The sequence below is a fragment of the Dactylosporangium sp. McL0621 genome (genome assembly GCF_049995355.1).
GTDB lineage: Bacteria > Actinomycetota > Actinomycetes > Mycobacteriales > Micromonosporaceae > Dactylosporangium.
In genome coordinates, this window is record NZ_CP188259.1 from 11,807,473 (window position 1) to 11,827,163 (window position 19,691).

Sequence of the window (19,691 nt, forward strand, 5' to 3'; positions counted from 1 at the left end):
GGCGCTAAACTCCCACGGAAACAGTTGCCCGAGGGCTTGTGCACCACGGATTCGATGGAAAGATGTCCGTGCCGGCCCTCAAAGGAGTGCGACATGACCAAGCAGCTGCAGAACTTCGTCGACGGCGCCTACACCGACCCCGCCGACGGCCGCCACTCCGACCTCGTCGACCCCTCCACGGGTGAGGTCTTCGCCTCCGCTCCGGTGTCGAGCGCCGAGGACGTCGACCGCGCGATGCGGGCCGCGGCCCAGGCCTTCGAGACCTGGCGCGACGCCACGCCCTCCGAGCGGCAGCGGGCCCTGCTGAAGCTGGCCGACGCGATGGAGGACCGGGCCGCCGAGCTCATCGACGCTGAGGTGCGCAACACCGGCAAGCCGCGGGCGATGACCGCCAGCGAGGAGCTGCCCCCGGCGATCGACCAGATCCGCTTCTTCGCCGGGGCCGCCCGGGTGCTGGAGGGCAAGTCGGCCGGCGAGTACCTCAAGGGCCACACCAGCTACGTGCGGCGCGAGCCGATCGGCGTCTGCGCCCAGGTCACCCCCTGGAACTACCCGCTGATGATGGCGGTGTGGAAGATCGCACCGGCGCTGGCCGCGGGCAACACGGTGGTGCTGAAGCCCTCCGACACCACCCCCGTCTCGTCGCTGCTGCTGGCCGAGCTGGCCGCCGAGTTCCTGCCGCCGGGCGTGCTCAACGTGGTCACCGGCGACCGGGACACCGGCCGCGCCCTGGTCGCCCACCCGACGCCGGCGTTCGTGTCCATCACCGGGTCGGTGCGGGCCGGGCGCGAGGTCGCCTCCGCGGCCGCCCCCTCGCTCAAGCGCACCCACCTGGAGCTGGGCGGCAAGGCCCCGGTCGTGGTCTTCGACGACGCCGACCTGGCCGCCGCGGCCGAGGCGATCGCGCTCGCCGGCTACTTCAACGCCGGCCAGGACTGCACCGCGGCCACCCGGGTGCTGGCCGGGCCCGGCATCTACGACGACTTCGTGGCCGCCCTCGCCGAGCAGGCCGCCGCCACGAGGACGGGCGCGCCGGACGACGAGGACATCCTCTACGGCCCGCTGAACAACGCCAACCAGCTGGCCCGGGTCGGCGGCTTCATCGACCGGCTGCCCGACCATGCCAAGCTGAACACCGGCGGGGCGCGGGTCGGCGATCGGGGCTACTTCTACTCGCCCACCGTGGTCTCGGGGCTGCGCCAGGAGGACGAGATCATCCAGGACGAGGTGTTCGGCCCGGTCATCACCGTGCAGCGCTTCACCGACGAGGACGAGGCGGTGCGCTGGGCCAACGGCGTGGAGTACGGCCTGTCGTCGTCGGTCTGGACCCGCGACCACGGCCGCGCGATGCGCATGAGCCGGCGGCTGGACTTCGGCTGCGTCTGGGTCAACACGCACATCCCGATCGTGGCCGAGATGCCGCACGGCGGGTTCAAGCAGTCCGGCTACGGCAAGGACCTGTCCATGTACGGCCTGGAGGACTACACCCGGGTCAAGCACGTCATGCACAACATCGAGCTGTGATGACAATGCCCGGGGAGCACTCCGCCGACCTGCACAAGCGCCGCTCGTCCGCCGTCGCGCGCGGGGTCAGCAGCATGATCAGCTCGTACGTCGACCACGCCTCCGGCGGCACGCTGTCCGACGTGGACGGCCGGGAGTGGATCGACCTCGCGGCCGGCATCGCGGTCACCAACGTCGGCAACTCGAACCCGAAGGTCGTCGAGGCGGTGCGGCGGCAGGCGGAGCGGTTCACGCACACCTGCTTCATGATCGCGCCGTACGAGGGCTATGTCGCCGTCTGCGAGCAGCTCAACGCGCTCACGCCGGGCTCGTTCGAGAAGCGTTCGGCCCTGTTCAACTCGGGCGCCGAGGCGGTCGAGAACGCGGTGAAGGTCGCCCGGCACGCGACCGGGCGCCGCGCCGTCGTGGTCTTCGACCACGCCTACCACGGCCGCACGAACCTGACCATGGCGCTCACCGCCAAGGACATGCCCTACAAGCACGGCTTCGGCCCGTTCGCCGGCGAGATCTACCGGGTGCCGATGTCGTACCCGTTCCGCGACGGCCTCGCCGGCCCCGACGCCGCCGCCCTGGCCATCGGCCTGATCGAGAAGCAGGTCGGCGCCGACCAGGTGGCCGCCGTGCTCATCGAGCCGATCCAGGGCGAGGGCGGCTTCGTCGTACCGGCGCCGGGCTTCCTGCCTTCGCTGGCCGCGTGGGCGCGGGCCAACGGGGCGCTCTTCGTCGCCGACGAGATCCAGACCGGCTTCTGCCGCACCGGCGACTGGTTCGCCAGCACCCACGAGGGCCTGGAGCCGGACCTGGTCACCACCGCGAAGGGCATCGCCGGCGGCCTGCCCCTGGCCGGGCTGACCGGGCGGGCCGAGGTCATGGACGCCGTGCACCCGGGCGGCCTCGGCGGCACCTACGGCGGCAACCCGATCGCCTGCGCGGCCGGGCTCGCCGCGATCGAGACCATGCGGGAGCTCGACCTCGCCGCGGCCGCCCGGCGGATCGAGTCCGTCATGCTCCCGCGCCTGCGGGAGTTCCAGCAGCGGTACCAGTACATCGGCGACGTCCGCGGCCGGGGCGCGATGCTCGCGCTGGAGATCGTGGTGCCCGACTCCGCGCCGCCCGGCCGGTTGACGGCGGAGCGCGGCTGGGCCAAGGGCGCAGCACTGGGCGCGACCCCGGACGCGGCGAAGACGGCCGAGATCCAGCGCCGGGCCCACACGGCCGGCCTGCTGCTGCTCACCTGCGGCACCTACGGCAACGTGATCCGCTTCCTGCCCCCGCTGGTGATCGACGACCCGACCCTGGAGCGCGCGCTGGACCTGCTCGAATTCGCCCTCCAGTAGGTCACGGCACCGCAGGCGAAGCGGGCTGAGAAACGGCCTAGGGGCTGTGTCGAAGTGGGGGTCGGAGCGAGGCGAGGCTCAGGCGTCGGCTGGGGCCGCGCCGGGCGCGCCCCGATACCGGGGTTGTATCGGGGTGTGACCGCTACGGTTCCCGGCGGCGTCTGAGTCCGCCGCAGCCCGGCCATCCACTTCGATACAGCCCCTAGCGGTCGAGCAGGGGCCGCCGCGGGTCCCACGGGTCTCCGCGGCGGCGCCGGGCGATCGCCGACAGGGCCTCCAGCACGACCCGGTTGGCCAGGTATGCGGTGATCTCGGCGTGGTCGTACGGCGGACTCACCTCGACCACGTCGACGCCGGCGATCGGCAGCTCGTAGCAGCAGCGGCGCACCGCGTCGAGCAGCTGCCGCGAGGTCAGCCCGCCCGGCTCGGGGGTGCCGGTGCCGGGCGCCATGCCCGGGTCGACCACGTCGACGTCGACGGAGAGGAACACCCCGTCGCACTCGTCGACCGCGGTCGCGAACGCCTCCGTCAGGCACTCGTCGAGGCCCCGGGCCACGATCTCGCTCATCTCGTAGGAGCGCATGCCCTGGGCCGCCATCCAGTCCAGCGTCTCCGGGCCGGGCCAGTAGCCGCGCAGGCCGATCTGCAGGAAGCGGTCGCCGCGCAGGGCGCCGGACTCGATCAGGCGGCGCATCGGCTGGCCGTGGCCGATCAGCGAGCCGAACTCGACGTCGCCGGTGTCGGCGTGGGCGTCGAAGTGGACCATCGAGACGCGGCCGAAGCCGAGCTGGCGGGCCACGCCGGTGGCGTCGGGCCAGGCGATCGTGTGGTCGCCGCCGAGCACGACCGGGATCGCGCCCGTGGCGGCGACGGCGAAGACGGCGTCCTCGAGGGCCCGCAGCCCCGCCTCGGCGCTCGGGGCGTACATCGTGATGTCCCCGGCGTCCACGACCCGCAGGTCCTTGAGGGCGTCGACGCGCAGGGCCAGCGACGGGCGCGAGCCGTCCTGGGGCAGGTAGCAGGCCTGCCGGATGGCCGACGGCCCGAACCGGGTGCCGGGCCGGTGGGAGGTGCCGCCGTCGAACGGGGCGCCGAGGATCACCACGTCGGCGTCCGGCAGGGCGGCCAGGTCGCAGCGCGGCACCCCGAGGAACGTGATGTCGGGCCCGAACATCGTCATAGTTCCTGCATACTCCACGGCACCCCGTGCTCGCCGAGCAGATCGAGGAACGGCCGCGGGGGCATCGCCTCGGGGCCCAGCACGCCGCGGCCCGTCCACGTGCCGGCCGCGAGCAGCTCCAGGGCCACCACGGCGTTGACCGCCGTCTGCCACACGACCGCCTGGCAGCCGTACTCACGCATCGTCCACGCGTTGTCGACGACGTGGTACAGGTACGTGGCCCGCGGCCGCCCGTCGCGGCCCAGGCCGGTGACGTAGGTGCCGGCGCAGGTGCGGCCGTGCATCCGGTCGCCGAGCGTCGCCGGGTCGGGCAGGCACGCGGCCACCACGTCGCGCGGGGACACCTCGACGCCACCGACCCGCACCTTGCGCGTCGAGTCCAGGCCGAGCTTGTGGATGGTCTTGAGAACGTCGATGAACTCCTGGCCCAGGCCGTACTTGAAGGTGACCCGCCGCACGTCGATCCAGCGCGGGATGAGCAGGACCTCCTCGTGCTCCACGTTCACGCACTCGACCGGGCCGATGCCGGCCGGGAAGTCGAAGGTCTCCGGCTCGGAGAACGGCCTCGTGACGTACACCCCGCGGTTCTTCTCGTAGATGAGCGGGGCGTTGAGGCACTCCTCGATCGTCGTCCAGATCGAGAAGGAGGGCGCGAACTCGAAGCCCTCCACCACCAGGTCGGAGCCGTCGCGGATGCCCACGTCGTGCACCTCGGCGAAGAGGACGTCGGCGGCGTAGCGGGCGAAGACGTCGGACAGGCCGGGCTCGACGCCCATGCCGACGAGGGCCAGCCGGTTGGCCGCCTCCCACTTGTCCTCGACCGCGAACTGCTCGGCGCCGAGCAGCACGCCGATCTTGCCGTACGGCTGCTCGGGGTGCGGCTGCGACAGCGACATCGCCATGTCGACGTAGTGCGCGCCGGCCTCGAAGGCGCCGGTGAACACCGGCATGACGAAGCGCGGGTCGACGGCGTTGAGCACGTGCGTGATGCGCAGGCTCCGGCACAGCTGCGCGACGGCGGGCGCGGACGAGGCGTCGAGGGCGGCCGCGACGAACCGGGGATCGTCCACGAAGGACACCGCCGCCTCGGCCCGGTTCGGGTCCTGGTCGGCCACGACGCAGTGTTCGAGGAACTCCCGGCGCGCGGCGATGCGCACGGCGGCGGTGCCGACGCCACCGGCGCCGACGATGAGTAATCGCATGACTACTGGGCCTTCCGGCGCAGGCGCGGCAACTGTCCGATGAGGACGATCAGGAACGAGATCAGGAACATCGCGGTGCCGATGACGTTGATCTGGGCCGGGATCCCGCGCTGCGAGGCCCCCCAGACGAACATCGGGAACGTCACGACGGTGCCGGAGTTGAAGTTGGTGACGATGAAGTCGTCGAAGGACAGCGAGAACGACAGCAGGGCGGCCGCCACGATGCCGGGCATCACCAGCGGCAGCGTCACGCGCAGGAACGTCTGCCGCTCGTCGGCGTAGAGGTCCATGGCCGCCTCCTGCAGCCGCGGGTCGAGGCCGGCGAGGCGCGCCTTGACCGTGACGACCACGAACGACAGGCAGAACATGACGTGCGCGATGACGACCGTCCAGAAGCCCAGGGGTACCCCGGAGGCGACGAACAGCGCCAGCAGCGACGAGCCCATCACGATCTCCGGCGTCGCCATGGGCAGGAAGATCAGCGTGTTTGTCGCGCCGCGGCCGCGGAAGGCGTGCCGCGCCAGGGCGAAGGACATCAGCGTGCCCAGCACCGTCGCGCCCGCGGTGGCCAGCAGCGCGATGCCGATGCTGAGCCAGAACGCGTCGCCGATGCCGGCCACGCCGAACGGGTGCTTCCAGTGGTCCAGCGTGAACTTGTAGTTGTCCAGCGTGTAGGGGGCGTTGGCGCGGGCGTCCCGGAACGACATCGCGGCCACGACGGCGATCGGCACGAAGAGGTACAACAGGACGATCAGCCCCATCGCCAGCACCCAGTGGTCGGCGAGGAACCTGCGCAGGCGGTGGAGCATCAGAGCACCTCGTCCGTTCCGGCGCGCTTGACGTAGACGAAGACCAGCACGAGGATCGCCGCCATCAGGGTGAACGACAGCGCGGCCGCGGACGGGTAGTCGCCGACCTTCAGGAACTTGGACTGGATGACGTTGCCGATCATGAACTGCCGGTTGGTCCCCAGCAGCTGCGCGTTGATGTAGTCGCCGGCCGCCGGGATGAACGTGAGCAGCGTGCCCGCCACGACCCCGGGCATCGACAGCGGCAGCACGACCCGGGTAAAGCGCGCGACCGGCCGGGCGTAGAGGTCGCCGGCCGCCTCGATGAGCCGCGGGTCGAGCTTCTCGAGGCTGGCGTAGAGGGGCAGCACCATGAATGGCAGGAAGTTGTACACCAGGCCCGCGATCACCGCCGGAGTGGTGGCCAGCAGCCGGCCGTCGGGCAGCGGGACGTGCAGCGCGTTGAGCACCGACACGACCGTGCCGTTGTCGGACAGGATCACCTTCCAGGCCAGGGTGCGGATCAGGAAGCTGGTGAAGAACGGCGCGATGACGCAGATGAGCAGCACGTTCTTCCAGCGCCCGGCCTTGAGCGCGATCGCGTACGCCAGCGGGTAGCCCAGCAGCAGCGAGAACGCGGTGGTCAGCAGCGCGTACCACAGCGAGCGGCCGAACTGGGGGAGGTACTCGGCGATGGCGTCGGAGTAGTTGCTGAACTGCCAGGTCATCGCGTATCCGTCCTCCAGCGACCCGCTCGGGTCGTAGAGGCTGGTGGCGAAGAGCTGCACGCACGGCACGGCGAAGAACAGGACCAGCCACAGGCCGCCGGGCAGCAGCAGCAGGTACGGCAGCCACCGCTTCTTGGGTTTTTCCAGCTTGACCACGGGCCCGCTGCTCAGCTGCCCCAGTGCGCTCATGCCGCCACCTCCTCCGGGTCCACCACCGGCGCGTGCGTCTCGCCGGCCGGGCGGGGCAGCAGGAAGGCGTGGTCCGGGCGCCAGGACACGGAGACCTCGCTGGCCACGGCGAGCGGCGCGGCGACGCCCGAGTTGGGCACGAAGACCGTCAGCTCCTCGCCCCAGGGGGCCTGGACGAGGTACTGCGTGCTGACCCCCATGTAGGAGGAGTCGGTCACCAGCCCGCGCACGCTCTGGTGCCCGGCCGGCGGCTCGCCCGCGCTGACGTGCACCTTCTCCGGCCGCACGCCGAGCCAGACGGTGCCGTCGGTGGCCCGGGCGCGCGCCGCCGGCACCGTGTAACGGGCGCCGTAGGCCTCGACGAGCAGGTCGTCGCCGGAGCGGCCGCGCACGTCGGCGGCGAGCAGGTTGGACTGGCCCAGGAAGTTGGCCACGAACGCGGTGCCGGGGAAGTCGTACATCTCCACGGGCGCGCCGAGCTGCTCGATGCGCCCGGCGTTCATCACCGCGACCGTGTCGGCCATCGTCATGGCCTCCTCCTGGTCGTGGGTGACGTGCACGAAGGTGATGCCGACCTCGGTCTGGATGCGCTTGAGCTCGACCTGCATCTGCCGGCGCAGCTTGAGGTCGAGGGCCCCGAGCGGCTCGTCCAGCAGCAGCACCTGCGGCTGGTTGATCAGCGCCCGGGCGAGCGCCACCCGCTGCTGCTGGCCGCCGGAGAGCTGGGCCGGGCGGCGCTTGCCGAAGCCGTCGAGGTCGACCAGGTGCAGCATCTGCTCCACCTGGTCGGCGTGCTTGCGGATGCCGCGCCGGCGCAGGCCGAACGCGACGTTGTCCTCGATGTTGAGGTGCGGGAAGAGCGCGTAGCTCTGGAACACGGTGTTGACCGGCCGCTTGTACGGCCGCAGCCGCGTGACGTCCTGATCGCCGAGCAGCACCCGGCCTTCCGTCGGCTCCTCCAGCCCGGCGATCATCCGCAGGGTGGTGGTCTTGCCGCACCCGGAGGCGCCCAGCAGGGCGAAGAACGACCCCTGGGGCACCGTGAGGGTCAGGTCGTCGACCGCGGTGAAGGTACCGAACCGCTTGGTGACGCCGGAGAGCTGCAGGGTCATGTATCAGGCCCCCGACACTGCTTCGAACTTGGCGGCGTACTTCTTGTCCTCGTCCTCGGTCAGCGCCTTGAACGAGTGCGTCTTGGCCAGCGTCGCGGCGTCCGGGAAGATCAGCGGGTTGGAGGCCAGGTCCGGGTTGATCTTCTGCATCGCGTCCTGGGCGCCCTGGACCGGGCAGATGTAGTTGACCGTCGCGGCCACCTGGGCGGCCACCGCGGGGTCGTAGTAGTAGTCGATGAGCTGCTCGGCGTTGGCCTTGTGGGTCGCCGGGGCCGGAATGAGCAGGTTGTCGGACCAGACGATCAGGCCCTCGTCGGGCGTGACGAACGCGACCTTCGAGCCCTCCTCGGCGGCGAGCTGGATGACGTCGCCGGACCACGCGATGCAGGCCGCGAGGTCGCCCTTGGCGAGGTCCTCCTTGTAGTCGTTGCCGGTGAACTTCCGGATCTGGCCGGAGTCGACGGCCTTCTTGAGCTTCTCCAGCGCCGCGTCGAAGTCGGCGTCGGTGACGTTGGCCGGGTCCTTGCCCATCGACAGCAGCACCAGCCCGACGGTGTCGCGCATCTCGGTGAGCACGGCGACCTTGCCCTTGAGGTCGGGGCGGGTCAGCAGCTCGTCGATGGTGCGGACCTCCTTGGTCACCGCGCCGTTGTACGCGATGCCGGTGAGGCCCGACTGCCACGGGGCGGCGTGGGTCATGGCCTTGTCCCACGGCCGGTTGCGCAGCGTCGGCAGCACGTTCTTGGTGAAGTTCGGGGTCTTGGCGGGGTCGAAGGGCTGCACCCAGCCCAGGTTGACCACCCGCGAGGCCATCCAGTCGGTGAGCACCATGACGTCACGGTCGATCGACTGGCACGCCTGGAGCTGGTTGCGGACCTTGCCGAAGAACTCGTTGTTGTCGTTGACGTCCTCGGTGTAGGTGACCGCGATGCCGGTCTTGGCGGTGAACGCGTCGAGCGACGGGCGCTTCTTGTCGTCGTTGGCGTCCACGTCGATGTAGAGCGGCCAGTTGGACCAGCTGAGCTTCTTCTCGGTCGCCGAGGCGTCGGCGCCGACGCACGCGGCCTTCTCCGACTCCGTCTTCTTCGCGGGCTTCGTGCCGCACGCGGCCAGCGCACCGCCGGACGCGACGAGGGCACCGCCGGCCAGCAGGCCGCGCATGAGGGTCCGGCGCGAGAGGCCGGTGGCGTTGAGAATGGCCTGCGCTTCTGGGGAGAGCGGTGGATTTCGCACAGGGGGCTCCTACGGATCTCTCGGTGTCGGTCACCCGAACTGGGGGGTGGTGACCGGACGACCGATCCTGACACGGGGTGCCATCGCTCACAAGGGATTCCGTTGTCACGATCGGGCCGCACAACGAAAAACGTCATGAAATCACCGTGCGGTCACCGCGGTCACATCGCCGAAACCGGGCAGATCAGTCTGCAACGGGTTCCCGATCTTCGGCAACCCTCACGAATCCGCAGATACGTCGTTGAACAGCCATGGAATCAGTTGCCAAAGGCGGCCTATTAAGTAAGAATCCACACGTGACCGAGCCTGTCCTCGACGACGTCAACAAGCGGATCATCGAACAGCTCCAGCGTGACGGCCGCATGTCCTACGCCTCGCTGGCGAAGGTTGTGGGGCTGTCCGAGGCCGCGGTGCGCCAGCGGGTACAGCGGCTGCTGGACACCGGCGTCATGCAGATCGTGGCCGTCACCGACCCTCTCACCCTGGGTTTCGCCCGCCAGGTGATGATCGGGGTCAAGGTCGAAGGGGATCTACGCCCGGTGGCCAAGGCGCTCGCCTCGGTCCCGGAGATCGACTACGTGGTGATCTGCGCCGGCGGGTACGACCTGCTCGTCGAGCTGGTCTGCACCGACGACGAGCACCTCCTGGACCTCATCAACGACACCGTACGGAGCATCCCCGGCGTGACCGCGACGGAGACCTTCGTGTACCTGAAGCTCGCCAAGCAGACCTATGCGTGGGGGACCCGATGAACACCGACCAGCAGCCCGACTCCGCCGCGCTCGACGCCGCCGCCCGCCAGCACCTGTGGATGCACTTCACGCGCCTGTCGGACTATGCCCAGAACCCGGTGCCGGTCATCGTGCGCGGCGACGGGCCGTACATCTACGACAGCAACGGCCGGCGGTACCTCGACGGCCTGTCCGCCCTGTTCGTGGTGCAGACCGGCCACGGACGCCACGAGCTCGCCGACGCGGCCGCCAAGCAGGCCTCCGAGCTCGCGTACTTCCCCCTGTGGTCCTACGCCCACCCCAAGGCGATCGAGCTGGCCGAGCGCCTCACCAGCCTGGCCCCCGGCGACCTCAACCGGGTCTTCTTCACCACCGGCGGCTCCGAGGCCGTCGAGAGCGCCTGGAAGCTGGCCCGCTCGTACTTCCGCAAGGTCGGCAAGCCGATGAAGACCAAGGTGATCTCGCGGCACGTCGCCTACCACGGCACCTCGATGGGCGCCCTGTCGATCACCGGCGTCCCGGCGTTCAAGCAGGACTTCGAGCCGCTCGTGCCGGGCACCTTCCGGGTGCCCAACACCAACTACTACCGCCGCCCGGACCAGTCGATGACGCCCGAGCAGTTCGGGGTCTGGGCCGCCGACCGCATCGCCGAGGCGATCGAGTTCGAGGGCCCGGACACCGTCGCGGCGGTGTACCTGGAGCCGGTACAGAACGCCGGCGGCTGCTTCCCGCCCCCGCCCGGTTACTTCGAGCGCGTACGCCAGATCTGCGACCGCTACGACGTGCTGCTCGTCTCCGACGAGGTGATCTGCGCGTTCGGCCGGCTCGGCGAGTACTTCGGGGCCGACCGCTACGGCTTCCAGCCCGACATCATCACCTGCGCGAAGGGCCTCACCAGCGGCTACGTGCCGCTCGGGGCGATGCTGGTCTCCGACCGGCTGGCCGAGCCGTTCCTGGACGGGCGCAACTGGTTCGCGCACGGCATCACCTACGGCGGCCACCCCGTCGGCGCCGCGGTGGCGCTGGCCAACCTGGACATCTTCGAGCGCGAGGACCTCAACGCCCACGTGCGCACGAACTCGCCGCTGTTCCGTTCGTACCTCGAGCGCCTGTACGACCTGCCGATCGTCGGCGACGTGCGCGGCGACGGGTACTTCTTCGGCATCGAGCTGGTCAAGGACAAGGCGACCAGGGAGACGTTCAACGAGGCCGAGTCCGAGGCGCTGCTGCGCGGCTTCCTGTCCAAGGCCCTCTTCGAGGCGGGCCTGTACTGCCGCGCCGACGACCGGGGCGACCCGGTGATCCAGCTCGCCCCGCCGCTGATCTGCGACGAGAGCCACTTCGCCGAGATCGAGCAGATCCTGCGTTCGGTCCTGACTTCGGCGTGGGCCCGCCTTTGAGCTTCTGGTTGTCCGACTACTCGGACTTTTCCGATTATCCGGCGCTTTCGGGGGACGCCTCGGCCGATGTGTGCATCGTCGGCGCCGGGTACACGGGGCTGTGGACCGCGTACTACCTCGCCCGGGCCGACCCGTCGCTGCACATCACGGTGCTGGAGGCCGAGCACGCCGGCTTCGGCGCGAGCGGCCGCAACGGCGGCTGGTGCTCGGCGCTGTTCCCGAAGTCGATCGGCTACCTGGACCGGACCTACGGCCGCCCGGCCGCGCTCGCCCTGAACGCGGCCATGGAGTCCACGGTGGACGAGGTCGGCCGGGTCGCGGCCGAGGAGGGCATCGACTGCGACTACGCCAAGGGCGGCACCGTGGTGCTGGCCCGCACCCCGGCCCAGCTGGTCCGGGCCCGCGCGGACGCCGCGACGGCGGCCGCGTACGGCATCGAGCTGCACCTGCTCTCCGCCGCCGAGGCCTCCGCGCGCGTGGGCGCGACGAATGTCCTGGGCGGCACGTACACCCCGCACTGCGCCGCCATCCAGCCGGCCAAGCTGGTCCGCGGCCTGGCGGACGCCGTCGCGCGCCGGGGCGTGCGCCTCCACGAGCGGTCCCCCGTGACCGAACTGTCCCCCGGCCGCGCGGTCACCGCCGCCGGCACCGTGCGTGCCCCCATCGTGGTGCGCGCCACCGAGGGCTTCACGCCGCGCCTGCCCGGCTACGCCCGGGTCATCGCGCCGGTGTACTCCCTGATGATCGCCACCGACCCGCTGCCCCCCTCGTTCTGGTCGGCCGCGGGCCTCGCCCGGCGCGAGACGTTCTCGGACTACCGCCACCTGATCGTCTACGGCCAGCGCACGGCGGACGACCGCCTGGCCTTCGGCGGCCGCGGCGCGCCTTACCACTACGGCTCGGCGATCTCGCCGTCCTTCGACCGCGAGCCCGGCGTCTTCGCCGAGCTGCGGCGGGCCTTATCCGCGCTGTTCCCGGCGCTGTCCGATGCGCGCGTGGCCCACTCGTGGGGCGGGCCGCTCGGAGTGGCGCGGGACTGGATGGCGTCGGTGGGCCTGGACCCGGCGACGGGCCTGGCGTGGGCCGGGGGCTACGTGGGCGACGGGGTCGGGACGTCGAACCTGGCGGGCCGGACGCTGGCCGACCTGATCACGGGCGCCGACACTGAACTTGTCCGGCTCCCGTGGGTCGGTCACCGGTCGCCGCGGTGGGAGCCCGAGCCGCTGCGCTGGCTGGGCGTGAACGCGAGCATGCGGCTGTTCCGTGCCGCCGACCGCACGGAGTCGCGGACAGGCCGCCCGTCGGCCGTCGCGGGCCTGCTGTCGCGCCTGACCGGCGCTTAGGCTGGTTTACTCGACCAGACCCGCGCGGAAGGCGGCGATCGCCAGTTGAACCCGGTTGGTCGCGTCGAGCTTCTCGAACAGGTGCGTAACGTGCGTTTTGACGGTGGCCTCGCTCATGTGCAGCCTTGTCGCTATCGCACCGTTCGCCAGTCCGTTTCCGATCTCGACAAGCACTTCCCGCTCACGTTCGGTCAAAGCCCGCAGCTCGTCGAGCGCGGCCCGGCGGCGGGACGAACGGTCTTCGGCGGTGTACCGGTCGATCACGCGCCGGGTGACGGCCGGGGAGAGCATGGCGTCACCGGCGGCGGCCAGGCGTACGGCGCGGAGGAGCTCGGGGGGCGGCGTGTCCTTGAGCAGGAAGCCGGTGGCCCCTGTTTCGAGCGCGCGGAACACCGCGTCGTCCGTGTCGAACGTCGTGAGCACCACGACGGCGGGCGGGTCGGGGAGCGCGCGGATAGCAGCGGTCGCGGCGAGCCCGTCCATCTTGGGCATACGAAGATCCATGAGCACGACGGCGGGGTGTAGGCGCTGAACCGCTTCGAGCGCGGCGGCCCCGTCCGCTACCTCACCCACGACGGCCAGGTCGGGGGCGGTACCGAGAATCATCCGGAGGCCGGCGCGCACGAGAGCTTCGTCGTCGGCGAGGAGAACCTCAATCACGCGTAGCCTCCATGGTTGGCACTCTGGTCATGCCGCCACCCTGGCTCGCCCTCCCAGCCACGGTCACGCCGCCACCCTCGCTCGACCCCGGCCACGATCACGCCGCCACCCTGGCTCGATCCCGGCCACGGACACGCCGCCATCCTGGCTCGACCCCGGCCACCGTCTGTCGCTGGGCCCGGCACCAACCGGTCGGCACACGCCATCGGCTCATCGCCGACCACGGTCACGCCGCCACCCTGGCTCGGCCCCCGGCCACCGTCTGTCGCTGGGCCCGGCACCAACCGGTCGGCACACGCCATCGGCTCATCGCCGGCCACGGTCACACCGCCACCTCCACAGCCGGCACCACGGCAGTCAGACACCAGCCACCATCTTCCGTCGGCCCGGACTCCAGGGTGCCGCCGACCAGCCGGAGCCGTTCCGCCAGACCGATCAGGCCGGCGCCTGTGCCCGGAAGGTCGAGCGCCCCGCCGACCGCAGCCGAGTTGCGCACATCCACGATGATCGTCGGCCCACCGGTCAAGGAAACGGTGACTGGCGCACCGGGTGCGTGCTTGCGCGCGTTGGTCAGCCCTTCCTGCACGACTCGATACACGACACGCGCGGTAGCGGGCGGCAGCGCGCCGGCTTCGTCGTTCAGGTCGACCGCCTGACCGGCCGCGATCGCCGCATCTACGAGGGTCGGCAGGTCCGACAGCCCTGGCAGGTCCGCCAGATCCGGCAGCGCCGCTCGGTCCGCTCGGTCCGCTCGGCCCGCCAGTTCCGCACCCCCTGCTCGGTCCGCACTCTCGACACGGCCCGCACGCCCTGCTCGATCCGCGCTGTCTGCACGGCCCACACTGTCCGCACGTTCCGCACGGCCTGCACGATCCGCACGGCGCGGACTGTCCGCACTGTCCACGTCGCCCGCACGATCTGCACGGCTTGGACTGTCCGCACTGTCCACCTTGCCGGCACTGTCTGCACGCTCTACACGATCTGCACGGCCCGGACTGTCCACACTGTCCACCTCGCGCGCGCTGTCTGCACGATCTGCACGCCCTGCGCGATCTGCACGGCCCGGACTGTCCACACTGTCCACCTCGCGCGCGCTGTCTGCACGATCTGCACGCCCTGCGCGATCCGCACGATCCGCACTGTCTGCTCGATTCGGCGGGAGCGAGGCCGGCGACTGCAGCACGCCCAGGACCATCCGCAGCTCCTCCAGTGCCTCACGGGCCGTCACGCGGATGAGCCCGGCGCCCTCGCGGACGCGGTCGTCCTCCGTGGCAATGAGTTCCAGCGCGCCGGCGTGTAGGGCGATGAGCGACACCTTGTGCGCGAGTACGTCGTGCATCTCACGCGCAATGCGCGTTCGCTCATCCGCCCGTGCACGTTCGTCCCGCAGCCGCCGCTCGACATCGGCGCGTTCGGCTCGCTCCCGCCAGGACTCGGCCAGATCGCGGCGGGTGGAGACGTACACGCCGAGGGCGGCCAGGAGCAGTACCGCCAACGCCTCGGCGGCCGCATCCTGGGCCGCGATACGGCCGTTGTCGAGCAGAGACCAGCCGGTGAATCCGGCGAGGCCGGCCACCGGGTAGATCCACACGCGCGGGCGCGGGCTGTGGGCGGCGCCGGAGTAGACGGCAGCCAGAATGGGGAGCGGATTGCCCGAGAGAGCGTAGGAGCCGGCGGAGACGAGCGCGGTGACCACCGGCCACCGGCGGCGCCACCACAGTGACAGGCTGCCGACGGCGCCGGCGAACCCGATGAGCACGGCCGGTACGGCCGACCAATGCCCCTTCACCGCGAGCACCGTCAACGCCAGCGAGGCGGCCACCAGAGCCGCATCGCCAAGCCGTTTGGAGTCCATGCGCTCAATGTAGAAACACAAGGCAGCCGCGCGCGTCCGACGTGAGTCGCGCAAATGCGCGAACGCCCTCCGACTTTAGTCGCGCAGATGCCCAAGCACGCTCCCACTAGGTCGCGCGAACACGCTCGTGCGAGTGTGCAGACCTGCACGAAACTCGGTCGTGCGAATGTGCAGACCGCTCCACATCCGGTCGCGCGAACGTGCGGAGTGGTCCTACTTCGGTCGCGTGAACGTGCGGACTGCTCCACAACCAGTCGCGCGAACGTGCGGAATACCCCTGCTTCGGTCGCGTCAACGTGCGGACTGCTCCACAACCAGTCGCGCGAACGTGCGGAATACCCCTGCTTCGGTCGCGTGAACGTGCGGACTGCTCCACATCCGGTCGCGCGAATGTTTGGCTTGCTCCGACGTTGGTTGCGCAATCGTGCAATCTGCTCCGACTTTTGTCGTAGGTGAGCGGGGACTGCGCGGCGATGTGGTTCGGGGTGTGCGGACGCGAAGGTTTTCGCATGCGAAGGAGCGCGATTCTCGGACTCGTTGCGATCACCGGGCTGGCCCTGCCGGTGGTCGCCTTGCTAGCTCTGCCGGTGTCGCCGGCGAGTGCGGCCCCCACTGCCGGATGCGCGGACGTCACCACGGCCGCCGTCGAAACGCTCGTCGACGAGCAGTTGCAACCGTTCATTCGGAACGACAAGGTGCCGGGCGCGGTGGTGTCGGTCGTGGCCGGCGGCCAGACCGTGTTCGGCAAGGGGTACGGGCTGGCCGATGTCGCCCGCGGGGTACCGATGGATGCGCAGATTTCGGCCGTGCGCATCGCGTCGATCAGCAAACTGTTCACGTACACCGCGGTCATGCAGCAGGTCGAGGCCGGGAAGATCGATCTGGGCGCGGATGTGAACACCTACCTGAAGGCGTTCAAGATCCCGGCGACGTACCCGCGGCCGATCACGGTCGGGGACCTCATGAACCACACGGCCGGGTTCGAGGACCGGATCATCGGGACCGGCGCGCACGGCCCGACGAACCTCGGCGAGTTCCTGGCCGCGAACATTCCGGTGCGGATCCGTCCGCCGGGCGAGATCTCGGCGTATTCCAACTACGGCGCCGCGCTCGCCGGGTACATCGTGGCGCAGGTCTCCGGGGAGCCGTACGAGCAGTACGTGCAGCGCCACATCCTCGACCCGCTCGGCATGACGCACAGCACCGCTACCGAGCCGCCGCCGTTCGCGCCGGCTCGCAGCTACAACACCGACGAAACGCCGGCCCGGGAGGTTCCGTTCACGTTCGATCCGCTCACTCCGGATGGTTCGGTCACGGCGTCCGCGGACGACATGGCGGAGTTCATGAAGGCCCACCTCGCCGACGGCGGCAAGCTGCTGTCGCCCGCGACCGCGCAACTGATGCACACTCGATCGTTCGCGGCCGACCCGCGGTTGGGCGGATTTGCGCACGGTTTCATGGATCGCACCATGAATGGACATCGCGTGCTCATGCACGACGGCGGCTGGGAGGCGTTCGGCAGCGTGCTGCTGCTGGTCCCGGACTGCAACATCGGACTGTTCGCGTCGCTCAACAGCACCGCCGCCGGTGACGCCATGCAGGCGCTCGTGCCCGGTTTTACGAACAAGTTCCTGCCGACGGTACCGACGAAGCTTGCAACGGCCCCCGCGACGGCCGTCCCGGCGCCTGGTTTTTACGCCTCGACGCGCCACAACCAGTCCACAATGGAGTGGCTGCTGGTGCTGCTCGGCCCGATGCGACTGACCGTGTCCCATGACGGAACCGTGCATTTCAAGGGTCACGAGTACGTCGCCGCCGGTGACGGCCTCTACAAGCAGCGGGACGGCGACGACCACCTGGTGTTCCGCCCCGGCGCCGGTGGAGTGTCCTATGTGGCCACCGACGGCCCCGCCTACGAGCGGCTCGGCTACACCGACTCCCCGCCGTTCAACCTCGGCATCCTGGCGGCGTTCGCGGTCATCGCCTTCACGATTCCGGTGTACCTCCTGTGGCGCCTCCTACGCCGCCGCGCCAAGCCGATCGAGTCATCCCGCGCCTGGCGCGCGTCGCGCTGGCTGGCCGGCGGCGCATCCCTTCTCGGCCTGGTGTTCCTGGGCCTGCTGGTCGCAACCCTCGCCGGCGACGTGAGTGACTTCATCTACGGCGCGCCGCTTTCGTTCAAGGTGCTGCTGACCCTGCCGCTCCTGGTTGGCGCGGCGGCCGTTGCGTCCTTGGCCGGCACGGTACGCGGCTGGTCCACTGCGCGTTTCTCCGCGCGTGTGCATCAGGTGCTGTCACTGAGCGGTCTGACCATGCTCATGTGGTTCTTCTGGCAGTGGAACCTGCTCGGATGGTGGCAGGCCTGAGCGCCTCCGTCCGGCGGCGACGTCCGATTGTGACCCTCGATGCTCGAAACATGTCCGGTTGCAGTCGCTCAACGCTCGATGGATGTCCGGGCGTGAGCGAATCAGCCCTCGCCGGATGTTCGAGCGTGAGCGGGCCAGCCCTCGATGGACGTTCGGGCGTGAGCGAATCAGGGCTCGATGGACGTTCGGGCGTGAGCGAATCAGGGCTCGATGGACGTTCGGGCGTGAGCGAGTGAGCGCTCGATGGGTTGATCGCGCATGAGCGGGGCCAGCCCTCGATGGACGTTCGGGCGTGAGCGAATCAGGGCTCGATGGGTCGATCGCGCATGAGCGGGCTAGCGCTCGACGGTCGTTCGGGCGTGATCAGTGCTCGATGGTTGATCGACCGTGAGCGGGCCGGCGCTCTATGGATGTTCGGGCGTGAGTGCGTCAGCCATGGATGGACGTTCGGGCGTGAGCGGGTCAGCCCTCTAGGTCGTCCGGGGAAACTCCCAGGAGGTTCGCGACCTGCTCGATGATCACGTCGTGTACGAGGTCGGCCAGGTCGTCGTGGTCGGCGGCGCGGAACTCGAGGGGGCGGCGGTAGAGCACGATCCGTGGCGGGACCCCGTGGCGTCCCGGGCGGCCGGGCAGCAGGCGGGCCAGGGGGACTTCGCCGTCTTCGAGTACGTCGGAGTCGTACACGTTGAGCTCCGGCGGCACGTCCTCCACCGCGAACTCCACGCCCGCCAGCTCCTGGGAGAAGCGCTGCTCCAGCTGCTCGACCGAGTCCAGGACGAGGTCGTCGAACATTTCGGCGCGCGTGCGGGACATCGGCAGCGACGCGGGCACCAACCGGCCGCGCAGGCCTCGGCCGTGCCGGTCGCGACCGCGCCGGCCCGGTCCACTGCGTCGTCGGTCAGGGCTTGCCACGGTGTTCAGCGTAGCGCCAGCCTCCACACCCCGGCGCTGCCGCCGGGCGCCGCCACGCTCACGAGCCGCCAAGCTGTGACGATCGCCGGTCGCCGCCGCGCCTAGCGGGCGGCAAACGCGCGATCAGTGCGGATGCGTGCAGTCGATGGTGCAGACCTGTGCAGTGAAACAGACCAGGCCCCGGGGCAGGCCGCGCGGCGATGGGCAGGCCCGCACGTTGGACGCGAGCAGACCGCGCAGTGTTGGGGCGGACCCGCGCGCTGGACGCGAGACCGCGCAGTGTTGGGGCGGACCCGCGTGTTGGACGAGAGCAGACCGCGCAGTGTTGGGGCGGACCCGCGTGTTGGACGAGAGCAGACCGCGCAGTATTGAGGCAGGCCCGCGCGTTGGACGCGGCCGGCAGACCGCGCCTTGGGATGGGACCGACCGCCCGTTGGGACGCGACCCGTCCGGGCGGTGGGACGCGACCCGTCCGGGCGGTGGGACGCGACCCGTCCGGGCGGTGGGACGCGACCCGTCCGGGCGGTGGGACGGGACACGTCCGGGCGGTGGGACAGGACACGTCCGGGCGGCGGACGGGAGCCGGGCCGTGCGCGGTGTCCAGGGCAAACCCGCCCGGTCGAGGCCGGCCGCGCCTATCGCCCGAGCGGGCGTGTCGCCATGGTCACCCCGGCGTGTCGCGGGGCTTTCCCGGTGACGTGGGGGCGTCCGAGCGATACCGTCTGGCCGTGAGGACCCCACGTCGATGCTCGCGCAACGGTTGCCCCCGATCTCCCGTTGCGACGTTGACGTACGTTTATGCCGAATCGACCGCAGTTGTCGGTCCCTTGGCCGCGTTCGCCGAGCCGCACTCCTACGACCTGTGCGAGTCGCATGCGCGCGGGCTCACCGCGCCGCGGGGTTGGGATCTTGTCCGGCACGAAGGTGAGTACGGGCCTCCGCCCCCGACGAACGATGACCTCGTCGCGCTGGCCGAGGCGGTTCGCGAGGCGGCCCGGCCGGCGCCGCACCGGGAGGAGCCCGACCAGCAGCACCCGCTCGGGCGGCGCGGGCACCTGCGCGTTATCCCCCCGGACGCATAACAATACAATTCCATGGAAAAGGGCGCCGACCCCCGAAAGGAGATCGGCG

Annotated in this window: 16 protein-coding genes; 7 read left to right on the plus strand and 9 right to left on the minus strand. The window is 70.4% G+C overall.

What is annotated here, in order from left to right:
* The first annotated feature begins 93 nt into the window (after positions 1-93).
* Together ACPPVO_RS55995 and gabT are read left to right on the plus strand one after the other, a co-directional pair.
* Positions 94-1,524 (plus strand): gamma-aminobutyraldehyde dehydrogenase, encoded by a 1,431-nt coding sequence (locus ACPPVO_RS55995; protein ID WP_426507815.1) that lies wholly within the window; start codon positions 94-96, stop codon positions 1,522-1,524.
* Positions 1,524-2,861 (plus strand): 4-aminobutyrate--2-oxoglutarate transaminase, encoded by a 1,338-nt coding sequence (gene gabT, locus ACPPVO_RS56000; RefSeq protein ID WP_426507817.1) that lies wholly within the window; start codon positions 1,524-1,526, stop codon positions 2,859-2,861. Before ACPPVO_RS55995 ends, gabT begins: the two co-directional genes overlap by 1 nt.
* Before the next feature lie 202 nt (positions 2,862-3,063).
* On the opposite strand, the gene speB is transcribed toward gabT, so the two are convergent.
* The 6 genes from speB to ACPPVO_RS56030 are packed head-to-tail and all read right to left on the minus strand — an operon-like array spanning position 3,064 to position 9,293.
* Positions 3,064-4,041: an agmatinase gene (gene speB / locus ACPPVO_RS56005; protein WP_426507819.1), complete on the minus strand. Its 978-nt coding sequence runs from the start codon at positions 4,039-4,041 to the stop codon at positions 3,064-3,066.
* Positions 4,038-5,243: a saccharopine dehydrogenase family protein gene (locus ACPPVO_RS56010; RefSeq protein WP_426507821.1), complete on the minus strand. Its 1,206-nt coding sequence runs from the start codon at positions 5,241-5,243 to the stop codon at positions 4,038-4,040. The genes speB and ACPPVO_RS56010 overlap by 4 nt, the downstream gene beginning before the upstream one ends.
* A 2-nt stretch (positions 5,244-5,245) precedes the next feature.
* Entirely contained in the window at positions 5,246-6,052 is an 807-nt protein-coding gene (locus ACPPVO_RS56015) for an ABC transporter permease (RefSeq protein WP_360378453.1), read from the minus strand.
* A complete protein-coding gene (locus ACPPVO_RS56020) occupies positions 6,052-6,948 on the minus strand; it encodes an ABC transporter permease (protein WP_360378456.1) in 897 nt (298 codons plus the stop codon). The genes ACPPVO_RS56015 and ACPPVO_RS56020 overlap by 1 nt, the downstream gene beginning before the upstream one ends.
* Complete coding sequence (locus tag ACPPVO_RS56025) at positions 6,945-8,060, minus strand: ABC transporter ATP-binding protein (protein ID WP_360378458.1); 1,116 nt, start codon at positions 8,058-8,060, stop codon at positions 6,945-6,947. Before ACPPVO_RS56025 ends, ACPPVO_RS56020 begins: the two co-directional genes overlap by 4 nt.
* A gap of 3 nt (positions 8,061-8,063) precedes the next feature.
* Positions 8,064-9,293, minus strand: coding sequence for an extracellular solute-binding protein (locus tag ACPPVO_RS56030; RefSeq protein WP_426507824.1), 1,230 nt, complete (start codon positions 9,291-9,293; stop codon positions 8,064-8,066).
* A 251-nt stretch (positions 9,294-9,544) separates the two neighbouring features.
* Between ACPPVO_RS56030 and ACPPVO_RS56035 the strand changes: the two genes are divergently transcribed.
* Genes ACPPVO_RS56035 through ACPPVO_RS56045 form a run of 3 tightly spaced genes read left to right on the plus strand, consistent with a single transcriptional unit; the run spans position 9,545 to position 12,767 of the window.
* On the plus strand, positions 9,545-10,045 hold the full coding sequence (locus tag ACPPVO_RS56035) for an Lrp/AsnC family transcriptional regulator (RefSeq protein WP_426507826.1): 501 nt from the start codon (positions 9,545-9,547) through the stop codon (positions 10,043-10,045).
* Positions 10,042-11,424 (plus strand): aspartate aminotransferase family protein, encoded by a 1,383-nt coding sequence (locus ACPPVO_RS56040; protein ID WP_426514886.1) that lies wholly within the window; start codon positions 10,042-10,044, stop codon positions 11,422-11,424. The genes ACPPVO_RS56035 and ACPPVO_RS56040 overlap by 4 nt, the downstream gene beginning before the upstream one ends.
* The gene (locus ACPPVO_RS56045; protein WP_426507827.1) at positions 11,421-12,767 is read left to right on the plus strand and encodes an NAD(P)/FAD-dependent oxidoreductase; all 1,347 of its coding nucleotides are present in this window, start codon (positions 11,421-11,423) and stop codon (positions 12,765-12,767) included. The genes ACPPVO_RS56040 and ACPPVO_RS56045 overlap by 4 nt, the downstream gene beginning before the upstream one ends.
* A 6-nt stretch (positions 12,768-12,773) precedes the next feature.
* Here ACPPVO_RS56045 and ACPPVO_RS56050 read toward each other — a convergent pair whose 3' ends face one another.
* Both ACPPVO_RS56050 and ACPPVO_RS56055 read right to left on the minus strand, forming a co-directional pair.
* Positions 12,774-13,373: a response regulator gene (locus ACPPVO_RS56050; RefSeq protein ID WP_426514887.1), complete on the minus strand. Its 600-nt coding sequence runs from the start codon at positions 13,371-13,373 to the stop codon at positions 12,774-12,776.
* A gap of 376 nt (positions 13,374-13,749) precedes the next feature.
* Complete coding sequence (locus ACPPVO_RS56055; RefSeq protein ID WP_426507829.1) at positions 13,750-15,282, minus strand: histidine kinase; 1,533 nt, start codon at positions 15,280-15,282, stop codon at positions 13,750-13,752.
* Positions 15,283-15,791: 509 nt separating this feature from the next.
* Here ACPPVO_RS56055 and ACPPVO_RS56060 point away from each other — a divergent pair.
* Complete coding sequence (locus ACPPVO_RS56060) at positions 15,792-17,648, plus strand: serine hydrolase domain-containing protein (RefSeq protein ID WP_426507830.1); 1,857 nt, start codon at positions 15,792-15,794, stop codon at positions 17,646-17,648.
* Positions 17,649-18,110: 462 nt separating this feature from the next.
* Here the strand turns inward: ACPPVO_RS56060 and ACPPVO_RS56065 are convergent, their stop codons facing one another.
* Positions 18,111-18,560, minus strand: a complete 450-nt coding sequence (locus tag ACPPVO_RS56065) for a metallopeptidase family protein (RefSeq protein ID WP_360378474.1) — start codon at positions 18,558-18,560, stop codon at positions 18,111-18,113.
* Positions 18,561-19,288: 728 nt separating this feature from the next.
* Between ACPPVO_RS56065 and ACPPVO_RS56070 the strand changes: the two genes are divergently transcribed.
* On the plus strand, positions 19,289-19,642 hold the full coding sequence (locus tag ACPPVO_RS56070; protein ID WP_426507832.1) for a DUF3499 domain-containing protein: 354 nt from the start codon (positions 19,289-19,291) through the stop codon (positions 19,640-19,642).
* Positions 19,643-19,691 lie beyond the last annotated feature (49 nt).

Excerpts from the sequence above, each read along its gene's own strand:
- ACPPVO_RS56060 (WP_426507830.1), top strand. The coding sequence starts at position 15,792 with ATGCGAAGGAGCGCGATTCTCGGACTCGTTGCGATCACCGGGCTGGCC.
- ACPPVO_RS56010 (WP_426507821.1), bottom strand. The coding sequence starts at position 5,243 with ATGCGATTACTCATCGTCGGCGCCGGTGGCGTCGGCACCGCCGCCGTG.
- ACPPVO_RS56015 (WP_360378453.1), bottom strand. The coding sequence starts at position 6,052 with ATGCTCCACCGCCTGCGCAGGTTCCTCGCCGACCACTGGGTGCTGGCG.
- ACPPVO_RS56055 (WP_426507829.1), bottom strand. The coding sequence starts at position 15,282 with ATGGACTCCAAACGGCTTGGCGATGCGGCTCTGGTGGCCGCCTCGCTG.
- gabT (WP_426507817.1), top strand. The coding sequence starts at position 1,524 with ATGACAATGCCCGGGGAGCACTCCGCCGACCTGCACAAGCGCCGCTCG.
- speB (WP_426507819.1), bottom strand. The coding sequence starts at position 4,041 with ATGACGATGTTCGGGCCCGACATCACGTTCCTCGGGGTGCCGCGCTGC.
- ACPPVO_RS56040 (WP_426514886.1), top strand. The coding sequence starts at position 10,042 with ATGAACACCGACCAGCAGCCCGACTCCGCCGCGCTCGACGCCGCCGCC.
- ACPPVO_RS56035 (WP_426507826.1), top strand. The coding sequence starts at position 9,545 with ATGGAATCAGTTGCCAAAGGCGGCCTATTAAGTAAGAATCCACACGTG.
- ACPPVO_RS56020 (WP_360378456.1), bottom strand. The coding sequence starts at position 6,948 with ATGAGCGCACTGGGGCAGCTGAGCAGCGGGCCCGTGGTCAAGCTGGAA.
- ACPPVO_RS56050 (WP_426514887.1), bottom strand. The coding sequence starts at position 13,373 with ATGATTCTCGGTACCGCCCCCGACCTGGCCGTCGTGGGTGAGGTAGCG.
- ACPPVO_RS55995 (WP_426507815.1), top strand. The coding sequence starts at position 94 with ATGACCAAGCAGCTGCAGAACTTCGTCGACGGCGCCTACACCGACCCC.
- ACPPVO_RS56025 (WP_360378458.1), bottom strand. The coding sequence starts at position 8,060 with ATGACCCTGCAGCTCTCCGGCGTCACCAAGCGGTTCGGTACCTTCACC.